At 69.8% G+C, this 11,412-nt stretch carries 15 protein-coding genes; 7 read left to right on the top strand and 8 right to left on the bottom strand.

Features of this window, described 5'->3' with window-relative positions:
- The 3 genes from A4R44_RS32710 to A4R44_RS49450 all read right to left on the bottom strand — a co-directional run.
- Positions 1-843, bottom strand: an 843-nt coding sequence (locus A4R44_RS32710) for a WXG100 family type VII secretion target (RefSeq protein WP_369805974.1), incomplete at its 3' end; no start/stop codon positions are given.
- Positions 840-1,172 (bottom strand): type VII secretion target, encoded by a 333-nt coding sequence (locus A4R44_RS32705; protein ID WP_093577208.1) that lies wholly within the window; start codon positions 1,170-1,172, stop codon positions 840-842. The genes A4R44_RS32705 and A4R44_RS32710, both read right to left, overlap by 4 nt.
- Positions 1,173-1,309: 137 nt before the next feature.
- Entirely contained in the window at positions 1,310-1,486 is a 177-nt protein-coding gene (locus A4R44_RS49450; RefSeq protein WP_167545671.1) for a hypothetical protein, read from the bottom strand.
- 69 nt (positions 1,487-1,555) lie between these two features.
- On the opposite strand from A4R44_RS49450, the gene A4R44_RS32700 reads away from it, so the two are divergent.
- The 3 genes from A4R44_RS32700 to A4R44_RS32690 are packed head-to-tail and all read left to right on the top strand — an operon-like array spanning position 1,556 to position 2,866.
- Positions 1,556-1,720 carry a ribbon-helix-helix domain-containing protein gene (locus A4R44_RS32700; RefSeq protein ID WP_067589231.1) on the top strand — a complete coding sequence of 55 codons (165 nt, stop codon included), beginning with the start codon at positions 1,556-1,558 and terminating at the stop codon, positions 1,718-1,720.
- A gap of 1 nt (position 1,721) precedes the next feature.
- On the top strand, positions 1,722-2,048 hold the full coding sequence (locus tag A4R44_RS32695; RefSeq protein WP_067589229.1) for a glyoxalase: 327 nt from the start codon (positions 1,722-1,724) through the stop codon (positions 2,046-2,048).
- Positions 2,045-2,866 carry a class I SAM-dependent methyltransferase gene (locus tag A4R44_RS32690; protein WP_067589227.1) on the top strand — a complete coding sequence of 274 codons (822 nt, stop codon included), beginning with the start codon at positions 2,045-2,047 and terminating at the stop codon, positions 2,864-2,866. The genes A4R44_RS32695 and A4R44_RS32690 overlap by 4 nt, the downstream gene beginning before the upstream one ends.
- An 87-nt stretch (positions 2,867-2,953) precedes the next feature.
- Here the strand turns inward: A4R44_RS32690 and A4R44_RS32685 are convergent, their stop codons facing one another.
- The 4 genes from A4R44_RS32685 to A4R44_RS32670 are packed head-to-tail and all read right to left on the bottom strand — an operon-like array spanning position 2,954 to position 6,064.
- Positions 2,954-3,430 carry a CoA-binding protein gene (locus A4R44_RS32685; RefSeq protein WP_067589225.1) on the bottom strand — a complete coding sequence of 159 codons (477 nt, stop codon included), beginning with the start codon at positions 3,428-3,430 and terminating at the stop codon, positions 2,954-2,956.
- Positions 3,427-4,713 carry an O-acetylhomoserine aminocarboxypropyltransferase/cysteine synthase family protein gene (locus A4R44_RS32680; RefSeq protein ID WP_067589222.1) on the bottom strand — a complete coding sequence of 429 codons (1,287 nt, stop codon included), beginning with the start codon at positions 4,711-4,713 and terminating at the stop codon, positions 3,427-3,429. The genes A4R44_RS32685 and A4R44_RS32680 overlap by 4 nt, the downstream gene beginning before the upstream one ends.
- Positions 4,714-4,724: 11 nt before the next feature.
- Positions 4,725-5,234 carry a GNAT family N-acetyltransferase gene (locus A4R44_RS32675; protein WP_067589221.1) on the bottom strand — a complete coding sequence of 170 codons (510 nt, stop codon included), beginning with the start codon at positions 5,232-5,234 and terminating at the stop codon, positions 4,725-4,727.
- Positions 5,231-6,064: a putative RNA methyltransferase gene (locus A4R44_RS32670; RefSeq protein ID WP_067589219.1), complete on the bottom strand. Its 834-nt coding sequence runs from the start codon at positions 6,062-6,064 to the stop codon at positions 5,231-5,233. The genes A4R44_RS32675 and A4R44_RS32670 overlap by 4 nt, the downstream gene beginning before the upstream one ends.
- 174 nt (positions 6,065-6,238) lie before the next feature.
- Here A4R44_RS32670 and A4R44_RS32665 point away from each other — a divergent pair, with 174 nt between their 5' ends.
- The 4 genes from A4R44_RS32665 to A4R44_RS32650 all read left to right on the top strand — a co-directional run bounded on the left by A4R44_RS32665 (position 6,239) and on the right by A4R44_RS32650 (position 10,752).
- Complete coding sequence (locus A4R44_RS32665) at positions 6,239-7,606, top strand: ammonium transporter (protein WP_067589216.1); 1,368 nt, start codon at positions 6,239-6,241, stop codon at positions 7,604-7,606.
- Complete coding sequence (locus A4R44_RS32660) at positions 7,603-7,941, top strand: P-II family nitrogen regulator (protein ID WP_043827775.1); 339 nt, start codon at positions 7,603-7,605, stop codon at positions 7,939-7,941. The genes A4R44_RS32665 and A4R44_RS32660 overlap by 4 nt, the downstream gene beginning before the upstream one ends.
- A gap of 3 nt (positions 7,942-7,944) precedes the next feature.
- The gene (locus A4R44_RS32655) at positions 7,945-10,248 is read left to right on the top strand and encodes a [protein-PII] uridylyltransferase (protein ID WP_067589214.1); all 2,304 of its coding nucleotides are present in this window, start codon (positions 7,945-7,947) and stop codon (positions 10,246-10,248) included.
- 126 nt (positions 10,249-10,374) lie between these two features.
- Positions 10,375-10,752, top strand: a complete 378-nt coding sequence (locus A4R44_RS32650) for a hypothetical protein (RefSeq protein WP_067589497.1) — start codon at positions 10,375-10,377, stop codon at positions 10,750-10,752.
- 198 nt (positions 10,753-10,950) lie between these two features.
- On the opposite strand, the gene A4R44_RS32645 is transcribed toward A4R44_RS32650, so the two are convergent.
- The gene (locus tag A4R44_RS32645) at positions 10,951-11,403 is read right to left on the bottom strand and encodes a MarR family winged helix-turn-helix transcriptional regulator (protein ID WP_067589212.1); all 453 of its coding nucleotides are present in this window, start codon (positions 11,401-11,403) and stop codon (positions 10,951-10,953) included.
- Positions 11,404-11,412: the final 9 nt, after the last annotated feature.

Below are 11,412 nucleotides of genomic sequence, written 5' to 3'. Positions count from 1 at the left end.
GCCTTGACCGCCCCCGCCGCCATGGCCGCCGCCGAGGTCGGTCATCTCGTGGTTGTTCCCGCCGCCGTGCGAGCCGCCGCCGCGACCGGGCTTCACCTTTTCCGCCAGTTGCGCCAGCCGGCTCGCGGTCCGGCCTCCGAGGCCGACCACCCGGGCGATCTTGGACGCCATCGTCAGCGCCAGCGAGATCCCCGACCGGATCACGTTCCCGACCCCGACCACGATCGACGCGCCGAACGTGAACGCCGCCATCGCGAGCGCGATCAGCATGGTCGCGATGACGTCGCCGAGGAACGTCGTGATCAGGTCGCGGATCAGCGAGCGCACCACGGAGACCAGGGCCATCGTCGTTTTGACCACGTAGCCTGCGACGTCGACCGCGTGCCCGGCGCTGTCGATCTGGCCGCGCCGGTCGCCGATGTTCTTCTTGAACGCCTCGGCGCCCTCGCCCTGCCAGTTGGCGACCGTCTTCTGCAGCGTGGTGTCCAGGTCCTTCGCCGCGTTGCGCAGATTTTCGGCGGTCTTGTGCAGTTCCTCGGCCATCTTGCTGATCGCCGCGGGGTCGCCGGCGAGCTTGTCGAGGCCCTCTTTGAGGAACGAGATGTGCTCGATCAGCCAGCCGAGCCCGGCCGCGATCAGTTTGCCGAACGGGTCGAGGACGAACGCCGCGGTGTCCGCGATCGCGCCGACGATCGAGACGCCGATCTCGACCCCCACCGCGGCCGCGTCGGCTCCGTGCAGGTGCTGGATCTCCTGGATCGACGAGACGACGCTGTGCCAGCTGTCCGCGACACCCGCGCCGGTGGTGCTGTTCGAGTCGGTGATGGGCTCGACGACGCTCATTTCACCTGCTCCGGCTTGAACTTGTCGAACGCCTTCGCGAGGTCCTGGTCGCCCTTGCTGTACTGCTCGCTGGCCTGCCGCGTCTTGTCCGCGCTGTCGGTCACGTCCTTCGCGACGCCGTGCAGGTTGTCCGAGACGGCCTTCAGCGCGATCCGCGCGGGAATGGCGAGCACCTGCGCGAGCACGACGCCGAACGCGTCGATGTCCCCGCCGTTGGCGTCGTCCACCGCCTTCGCGGAGTCGTTCACCGTCGGCACGGTCGTCTTGTCCAGGTACTCGCTGAATGTGTGCAACTCGTCCGTGTGGACGGTGAAGCCGTTCCCTGCCACCAACACTCCTTCGGCTGCCGCGATCGGGCCGCGCCGAGTAGAGCAGCGGAGGCTGAACCGGAAACGACGTCAGTGCGGACGAAGGGTGAACGAGAGCGCTTCCTGCCCGAGCGTGCGGGCCGGAATGAACGGACGGGTCAGCCGCGCGCGCTGGGCCGGTTCAGGTAGGCGGAGAAGGACGACAGCAGAGCCGCGACGCCGACGATCGCGGTGACCCACCACGGGCCGCCGCTCACCAGGTTGAACACGAACGCGGCTGCCATCAGGACGGCGGCGATGATGTTCCTGATCTGCAGCCCGGAGGGTTTCGCCATGCCTCCACCCTCTCACGAGCGCCGCGGCAGGGCCTTGTCCGCCGTTGGCTAGATTGCTAGCATCCTAGGATGGCCGGTGAAGAGGTCAAACAATTCAACGTCTACCTGCCGGTCGAACTGATCAAGCAGGTGAAGTACCGGGCGATCGAGACCGAGCAGTCGCTGTCCGCGCTGGTCACCGCGGCCTTGCGGGCTTATCTCGGCACCCCGCCCGGACAACGAGAGGACGGCTGACATGAGCGACGGCATCACGATGTTCGTCATGGAGACGCACAACTGGGGCAAGACCGCGAAGTTCCTGCAGCGCGTGGGATTCAGCCTCGATTTCGAGACCGACCACAACTCGGGGCAGCTCTCGAACGGCGACGGCGCGCCGGTGTTCGTCGTCGAGGTGCCCGAAAACCAGGAGCCGCGCACGGCCGTGGTGGTGGCGGTGCCGGACGAGTCGGTCGACGCGGAACTCGACGTCGTCACGCAGTTCGAAGACACCCACTACGGCACGCGTGAGATGACTGTGCGCGACCCGGACGGCCGGATCTGGACGCTGCGGGCCCCGAAGTGAGCGAGCCGGACCACACCGCGGTGCGCGTCGCGTTGTGGCGTGCGCTGCACGTGCTCGCCGATCCGCCGCCGCACGCGCTGGCCGACGAGATCGGTCTCCGGCTGGCCGATCCGGGCCCGGACTGGCGGTCCCGGCCGGACATGGACCTGGACTTCACCCGGCGGTTTCGCGCGGGAATCGCGGTGCGCAGCCGGTTTGTCGAAGATCTGGTACGTGAACGCGGGGTCTCGCAGTACGTCCTGCTCGGCGCCGGGCTGGATACGTTCGCGCAGCGGGAACCGGAACTGGGCGTGCGAGTGTTCGAGATCGACCAGCCGGGGACGCAGGAGTGGAAACGCGCGCGGCTGGCCGAACTGGGGCTGCCCGCCCCGCACCGGTTCGTGCCGGTCGATTTCGAATCCGGCGAACAGTGGCCGGAACGCTTGGCCGCCAACGGTTTCGAGCTGGAGAAACCCGCGGTGGTGGCCTCGACCGGAGTCAGCATGTACCTGACTCGCGAGGCGAACGCCGCGACGTTGCGCGCGCTCGCCGGTTTCGCGCCGGGCACCGTGGTGGCGATGACGTTCCAGATGCCGGAGGAGTACCTGGACGAACCCGATCGCGCGGCCCGGGCAGCGGCGATGAAGGGCGCGAAGGCGGCGGGGACGCCGTTCGTGAGCTTCTTCGCGCCGGACGAGATGCTGGATTTCGCGCGGGAGTGCGGTTTTCACGACGTCCGGCAGGTCAGCGCGGCGGAGTTGACCAAGCGGTATCTGCCGAACCGTTCGGACGGGCTGGCGGCGTCGGGGGAGGAGTTCCTGGTCGCGACGGTCAGCTGAAGCTGGACGGAACGCGGCCGCCGGAGCGGCAGGTCGCCGAGACGACCGGGTCCGGACGGCGTTGCCCCGGTGCCGCTCGTGTCCTGGTCAGGGTGCGGACTGCCGCCGGGAACTGATCACTCCCGTGTTGAACCCGGCGAGATGCAGCCCGCCGGCGAACCGCGCGTGTTCGATCTTCACACAGCGGTTCATCACCACGTCCAGCCCCGCCTCGCGGGCGCGGTCCGCCACCGGTTCGTGCCACAGGCCGAGCTGGAGCCACAACGTCCGCGCGCCGGCCTCGATGACCTCCTCGGCCACCCCGGGGAGGTCGTCGTGCTTGCGGAACACGCTCACCAGATCCAGATCGCCCGGCACGTCCGCCAGCGACGGATACACCGGCCGCCCCAGCAGCGTGCCGAGCCGCGGGTTCACGAAATTGACCTCGTACCGCGTCGAAGACAGCAGATACGTCGCCACGAAGTAGCTCGGCCGCGCCGGATTCGCCGACGCGCCCACGACCGTCACCGATTTCGCGCGCCCGAGAAGACGCCGCCGTTCGACCGCTCCGACGTCGTAGCTCACGCGTTCACCGCCTGGTCGAGGGCCTGGTCGAGGTCCCACAGCAGATCCTCGACGTCCTCCAGCCCGACGGACAGCCGGATCAAGTCCGCGCCGACGCCCGCCGCGGCGAGCTGCTCCTCGGACAGTTGCGCGTGTGTCGTCGAGGCCGGATGGACCACCAACGTCCGCGCGTCGCCGACGTTCGCCAAGTGCGACAACAGTTCCACCGACTCCACGAACTTCTCGCCCGCCGCGCGTCCGCCTTTCACCCCGAACGAGAACACCGCGCCGGGCCCCTGCGGCAGATACCGCGCCGCCCGCTCGTGATCCGGATGATCGGGCAACCCCGCGTAAGACACCCACGCGACCCGCGGGTCCGCGTTCAGGTACTCCGCGATCGCCTGCGCGTTGACGACATGCGCGTCCATCCGCTGCGGCAGCGTTTCCACGCCCTGCAGCAGCAGAAACGCCGAATGCGGCGACAGCACCGCGCCGATGTCGCGCAATTGCTCCGCGCGCAGCCGCGTGCAGAACGCGTACTCGCCGAAGTTCTCCCAGTACTTGAGCCCGCCGTAACTGTCGACGGTCTCGGTCATCCGGGGGAACTTTCCGTTGCCCCAGTTGAAGGTTCCCGCCTCGACGACGATCCCGCCGAGCGTCGTGCCGTGCCCGCCGAGGAACTTCGTGGCGGAGTGCAGGACGATGTCCGCGCCTTGTTCGATCGGGCGGCAGAGGTACGGCGTGGCGAGCGTCGCGTCGACCACGAGCGGAATGTCGTGCGAACGCGCGAGATCGGCCAGTCCGTCGAGGTCCGCGATCGCGCCGCTCGGGTTGCCGATCACCTCGGTGTAGATCAGCTTCGTGCGGTCGGTCACCGCTTTGGCGTAGTCCTCGGTGTCGCCGCGCACGAATGTCGTCTCGACGCCGAACCGCGCGAGTGTTCCGGTGAGCTGCGTGACGGTGCCGCCGTACAGCCCGGCAGCCGACACGATGTGGTCGCCAGCCTCCGCGAGCGCCGCGAACGTCAGGAACTCCGCCGCCTGCCCGCTGGCCGTCGCGACCCCGCCGATGGCCCCTTCGAGACTCGCGATGCGCTCCTCGAACGCCGCGACGGTCGGGTTGCCGATCCGGCTGTAGATATTCCCGTACTTCTGCAGCGCGAACAGATTGGCCGCGTCGGCCGCGTCCTCGAACACGAAGCTGGTCGTCTGGTAGATCGGCACCGCGCGGGCCCCGGTCGCGGGGTCGGGAGTGCCGCCGGCGTGCAAGGCACGGGTGCGGAAGCCCCAAGTGCGTTCGTTCATCGACCGCCACGCTAACCCAGTGCTGGGGGTCGCGGCCATTCCTCCCGGACAGTGATCGGGCGGGCGCGCCAGACCACCGCGAGCGCCGGATCCCCGGAGGGGTCCGGTTCGATCCGTTCGACCGCGAAGCCTTCCCGCTCGTAGAACGCCCCGGCCCGCTCATTGGCGGCGAAGTGTTCGATGCGCAGCTTGTCGACGCTGGCTGGCAGCTGGCTGGCGAGAGCGTCGAGCAGCCGCCGGCCCAGCCCGCGGCCGCGGTGTTCCGGGTGCAGGTAGAGCTTGTAGACGACGTGGTCCGCTCCGCGCTGTCCCACGGCGACGATGTGCCCGTCGTTGTCGGCGACGACAACCCGCCCCTCCATCACGGCTGCGCCGATATGCGATTCGTTCCACCACCGGCGGACTTGTCGGTGGGCGGCTGCATCGCCGATCAGCGGGGTGTAGTGCGGCGGGATGTGCTTTTCGCCGAAGCGGCAGATCGCCCCGACGTCGCCCGGTTCAGCTGGGCGTAGCCGGGTCACGGCCCGTCGTCCCTCTTCCGCCAAGCGCTCACCGAAACCGCCAGCGTCACGTCCCGCCCCGCCGCCGCTTCGAGCCGTTCCCGCCGCCCGTCCCGGTCCAGGTGAAATCCCGCGGGCCCCATCGCCACGACATCCCGCACCTGCGCGGCACTGAACGCCTGAGTCCGGACCACCTCGACCCCGGACTCCCGCACGAACAACCCGCCCAGCGCGGCTTCGAGCCGTTCTTCCTTCCGCGCGTCCACCGCGAGCACCAGGTCGCCCAGTTCCGCGAGATGCCCCGGCAACGGCGAGGCCACCACCAGCTTCCCGCCCGGCGCGAGCACCCGGTGGAACTCCGCGGCGTTCCGCGGCGAGAAGACGTCCAGCACCACCGAAGCCACCCCGTCGGCCACCGGCCACGGCTCCCACAGGTTCCACACCGCCGCACCCAGCCGCGCGTGCGCCCGCGCGGCCCGCCGCAACGCGATCGCCGACACGTCCAGCGCGAGCCCGACCGCGTCCGGCGCGTCATCCAGCACTCGCGAGAGGTAATAGCCCGGCCCAGCACCGGCGTCGATGATCAATCCAGGAGCAGAACCAACCTCGGCGACCGCTTCGGCGAGCGGCGCGTACGCCCCGGAAGACAAAAACGCCGCGCGCGCGTCCACCATCGGCGCGGTGTCGGCCGTCCCAGCCGGGATGCGCGCGTGCAGGAGGTTGACGTAACCCTGCCGGGCCAGATCGAACGAATGCCGCCGCTCGCAGCACAGCGTCCGGCCGGTCAGCTCGACCGGCTCCGCGCACACCGAACAGCGCAGCGCTTCGATCACCCGATCAGGCAAAGACATGGCGCTATTCGACCATGAGGTTGCCTGACCGGACATTTCGCCCTGGATCCCTGGAAACGTCCTCGTAACAACCCGCGTGCCGGAGTTCACGCGAGGGAAACGTGAACCGAAGCCTGGTGAAACACCGGCGGCCAACACTTCCTCTGCAGTTGCCCACGGCACGGGAGGACGATTGTGCTGAACGCCGGAGACACCGCCTGGGTGCTGATCAGCGCCGCGCTGGTCATGCTCATGACCCCGGGCCTCGCGTTCTTTTACGGCGGCATGGTCCGCGCGAAGAGCGTTTTGAACATGTTGATGATGAACTTCATCGCACTCGCGATAGTCGGGGTGCTGTGGGTGCTCTTCGGGTTCTCGCTGTCCTTCGGCGACGACGCTTTCGGCGGCCTGGTCGGGAACCTCGACTTCGCCGGCCTGTCGGACGCGTTCGGCAAGCTCGTCGGGCTCGCCAGCGAAGGGCCGCCAGCCGTTCCGTGGCCGGGACCGGACGCGTTGCCCCTGCTCGCGTTCTGCATGTTCCAGCTGATGTTCGCGATCATCACCCCGGCACTCATTTCCGGAGCCATCGCGGATCGCGCGAAGTTCTGGGGCTGGACGCTTTTCGTGACGATCTGGGTCGTCGTCGTGTATTTCCCGGTCGCGCACTGGGTGTTCTCGTTCGACGGATTCACCGGCAAGGATTCGGCGGGCGGCTGGATCGCCAACCAGCTCAAGGCGCTCGACTTCGCGGGCGGCACGGCGGTGCACATCAACGCGGGCGCCGCGGGGCTCGCCCTCGCGCTGGTCCTCGGCAAGCGCAAGGGCTGGCCCAAGGACACCGGCCGTCCGCACAACGTCCCGTTCGTCCTGCTCGGCGCGTCGCTGCTGTGGTTCGGCTGGTACGGCTTCAATGCCGGTTCCGCGCTCGGCGCGAACGACCTCGCGGCCGTCGCGTTCACCAACACGACTGTCGCGACCGCGGCCGCGGTGCTCGGCTGGCTGGTCGTGGAACAGCTGAAGTTCGGCAAGCCGACCACGCTCGGCGCGGCTTCCGGCGCGGTGGCCGGGCTGGTCGCGATCACCCCCGCCTGCGGTTTCGTGAGCCCGCTCGGCTCGATCGCGATCGGCGTGATCGCCGGGGTGCTGTGCGCGCTGGCCATCTCGCTGAAGTTCCGCTTCGGCTTCGACGACTCCCTCGACGTCGTCGGCGTGCACCTCGTCGGCGGTCTCGTCGGCACCGTGCTGATCGGCTTCTTCGCCACTACGAGCGTGAACTCGGCGGGCGCGGACGGCCTCTTCTACGGCGGCGGCTTCAAGCAGCTGGGCATCCAGGTGGTCGCCGCGCTCGCCGTCCTGGGCTACTCGTTCGTCATGACCTTGATCATCGGCTTCGCGATCAAGAAGGCCGGCGGCTTCCGCGTCAGCGCCGAACACGAGGTCAGCGGCATCGACGAGGGCCAGCACGCGGAGAGCGCCTACGACTTCACCGGCATGGGCGGCCTCGGCCACTCGGCGACGTTCCCGGTCAAGCCCGTCACGAAACTCGAGGAGACCAAGGCATGAAGCTCATCACCGCGATCGTCAAGCCGTTCACGCTCGACGACGTCCGCTCCTCGCTGGAGCAGCTGGGCGTGCTCGGGATGACGGTGAGCGAGGTCCAGGGCTACGGCAGGCAGAAGGGCCACACCGAGGTCTACCGGGGGGCCGAGTACTCGGTGGACTTCGTGGCCAAGCTGAAGATCGAGGTCGTGGTGGACGACGTCGTGGTCGAGAAGGTCCTCGACGCGGTCACCACCGCCGCGCACACCGGGAAGATCGGCGACGGGAAGGTCTGGGTGACTCCGGTGGAGACAGTGATCCGGGTCCGCACGGGCGAACGCGGCACGGACGCGCTGTAGCCGATGACCGACGGGGGAGAACTCGCCCGAGCCACTGCGCTGCTGCTCGAAGGACGGCACGGAGCACCCGCACTGCGGAACTCCTTGGTCGATCTGTACGAGTTCTGGCTCGGGAAGGGAGCGACGGCGGCCGGCGTCGACACCGCGGACCCAGGTGTCGCGCTGGTCGCCGTAGGGGGGTTGGGACGGCGCGAGCTGGTGCCGTACTCCGATCTCGATTTAGTGTTGCTGCACAACGGAAACAGTCAGGTAGGAAAGATCGCCGACGCGCTGTGGTACCCGTTGTGGGACGCGCGGGTCGGTCTCGACCACTCGGTCCGCACGCCCGGCGAGGCGCTGAAAGTCGCCGCCGAGGACCTGCGTACCGCGCTCGGCCTCCTCGACGCCCGGCACCTGGCGGGCGACCCGGCGCTCACCGAACGCCTCGCTTCCGCCGCCCGCGACCAGTGGCGGCGCACCGCCCGCAAACGCTTGCCGGAGCTGGCCGAATCCGTCCACAGCCGATGGCGGCGCAGCGGCGAGATCGCCCAATCCGCCGAGCCGGACCTGAAACACGGCCGCGGCGGCCTGCGTGACTTCGGCGTGCTGGAAGCCCTCGCGGCCGGACAGCTCACCGCGCGACCGGGCGAAGACCTGTTGGCAGCCAAGCAGCTCCTGCTCGACGTCCGCACCGAACTGCGCCGCGAAGCACGTCGCGAACGAGACATTCTCAGCGCTGCCGACGCCGACGTCGTGGCACACGAACTGGAACTCGGCGACCGATTCGCTCTGGCGCGCAAGCTTTCCGGAGCGGGCCGAACCATCGCGTACGCCGTCGATGTCGCTCTTCGGTCTGCTGTGGAGCAACCCCGCCCGCGCTTCGGCCGTCGACCGGTCCGGCGCCCGTTGGCGGAGGGCGTCGTATTGCACGGCGACGAGGTCGCGCTGGCCCGCGACGCTCTTCCCGCCCGAGACCCAGCGCTCCTGCTTCGTGCCGCAGCGGCCTCCGCTCGTGCCGGAAAACCCATCTCGCCGGGCACTTTGCGCACGCTCGCGGAGTCCGCCCCCGAACTGCGCGAACCGTGGCCGGACGACGCCCGCAACGCCCTCGTCGAACTGCTGGGCGCGGGGGAGGGGCTGGTCGACGCGGTCGAAGCCCTCGACCGCACCGGCCTCTGGGCCCGGCTGTTCCCGGAATGGGGTGCCGTGCGCGACCTGCCGCCGCGCTCGCCAGTGCACCAATGGACCGTCGACCGGCATCTCGTCCAGGCGTGCGTCGAAGCGGCGAAACTGACCACCACCGTGTCGCGGCCGGACCTGCTGCTGATCGGCGCGCTGCTGCACGACATCGGCAAGGGCCGCGAAGCCGACCACTCCGAGCTGGGCGCGAAGATCTCCGCCTCAGTAGCGCAACGGTTGGGCCTGCCGCCCGCGGACGTCGCGACGGTCTCCGCGATGGTCCGCCACCACCTGCTGCTCCCGCACACCGCGACCAGACGCGACATCGGCGACCCCGCGACCGTCTCGCGCGTGGTGAAAACCCTGGACCGCGACGTCGTCCTGCTGGAACTCCTGCACGCCCTCACCCGAGCCGACTCGCTGGCCACCGGCCCCGGCGTCTGGACCGACTGGAAGGACCGCCTGCTCGCCGAACTGGTCAGCGGCTGCGAGGAAGCCGTGCACGGCAAGGGTTTCACGCCGCCGGAGCCCCTGGACGACGACCAACGCGAGCTCGTCGCCGAAGCCACCCGAACCGGCGTCGGCCAAGTCCGGATCTCCGCACACGGCAAGGTCGTCACGGTGCTGCTGGCCGTGCCCGCGGACCGTGAACTGCTCGCTCCCGCGGCCGGGGTGCTGGCGCTGAACTCCCTGGAGGTCCACTCGGCGGTGCTGCGCGAGCATTGCGGCCGGGCAGGCGTCTTCACCGCGTCGCCGAAGTTCGGGTCGCTGCCGGATCCCGCGCTGCTGCGGGAACAGTTCGCCCGCGCGGTCGCCGGGACGATGCCGCTCACCCAGCGGTTGGCCGCGAAGGAACGCGACTACGCGACCTCGTCGGCGGTCGTGGTCAAGCCGGTGGTGCGCTGGTTCGACGACGAAACGAGCGGCCCCGACGCCGTCGTGCTGGAGCTGCGCGCCGCCGACCGGATCGGCCTGCTCTTCCGCGTGGCGAGCGCCCTGCGCCGCGCCGAGGCCGACGTCCACTGGGCGAAAGCCGCGACCCTGGGCGGTGCCGTCGTCGACTCGTTCGCCCTCTCGCCGCGCTCCGGGCACGTCACCCCGTCCTGGCGAGCCGCGATCACCGACGCCGTTCTGGCCGCCGTCTCCTGACGGCGGATGACCAGGCAGACCCGCCCGGATTGCGCCATCCGGGCTCACCCATCCGGGGTGTCGGGAGCGAAAGGGCCGGTTCCGATGGCAGGATGGCGGGTCCGGGCAAGGGGCGAGGTGAACGCGGTGCGAGGTCACGAGAACCTGCCGGAGCTTTCACTGCCCCCGACAGTCGTGGCCGGACACCTCCGCACCTGCGCCGAAGAACTCTCCGCCCTGCTGCGCGGCGACGGATCCGCCGCCACCCTCGGCGAGCTCTCCGAAGTCGTCGCCCAGCTGGTCGCGGGCCAGCACGCGCTGTCCCACGCACTGGCCGGTCTCGCCGGTCGCATGGACGTCCGCAACCCGGCGCTCGCCACGGTCTCGCCGTCCGAAGTCGAGGTTCTCACCGAGGTCCTCCAAGCCGCCGCCTGCGCGGTCAGCTGTTCGGCCGAGGAACTCGCCGACGCCGAACCGCTCTTCGAATTCACGAGCGACTCCGCGGGGCCCGACACCCGCGTTTGAGTAGTCCTACTCAGTCCGGATTGGGGGACTTCACGCTGCCGCGCGCCCGGTCCCGGACGGCAGACTTCTCCCCAACGCAGGGTGGTCGAGGGGGAACCGCTCCGCGTGCCTGCGGCGGAAGGCCTCCTGGGGAGGTGAGCTCTTCCGCCTTGGTTCCGGGGACGGCCGTGGGGAGCGGCCGCCCCGGAACTCCCCGCCTCAGGAATCCGCGATCCGCGTCAGCAGCCCGGCCGCGAGCCGGAGCAGCTCCTGTTCGGTGGGGCTCAGCGTCCGTTCGACGGCCGCGGCCAGCCAGGCCTCCCGCGCGATCGAGTAGTCGCGCAGTTCCCGCAGCCCGGCCGGGGTGATGTCGATCAGCGATCGCCGCCCGTCCGCCGGATCCGGGGTGCGCGTGATCCATTCCCGTTCGGCCAGCGAGGCCAGGATCCGCGTGAGCGACTGCGGGTGCATCCGCTCGGCCTCGGCCAGTTCGCCCGGAGTGTGCGTGCCGCCCCGGTACAGCCGCGAAAGCACCGCCAGCACAGCCGGTCCCGGGGCTGGAGTGTCCGCTTCGGAGCGCATCCGCCAGTTCAGCCGTCCGACGCCCTCGCGCACCGCCCGGGCCAGCGTCGCGAGCTCGTCGGCCCGGTGAACGTCGGGTTCGGTCTCCATGCGGCCACA

Origin of the sequence: Amycolatopsis sp. M39, assembly GCF_001651785.1 — a bacterium.
In the GTDB taxonomy this organism is placed as follows: Bacteria; Actinomycetota; Actinomycetes; order Mycobacteriales; family Pseudonocardiaceae; genus Amycolatopsis; species Amycolatopsis rubida.
Note: the sequence above shows the minus strand (reverse complement) of the source record. Positions and strands in the feature narration are given on the sequence as shown.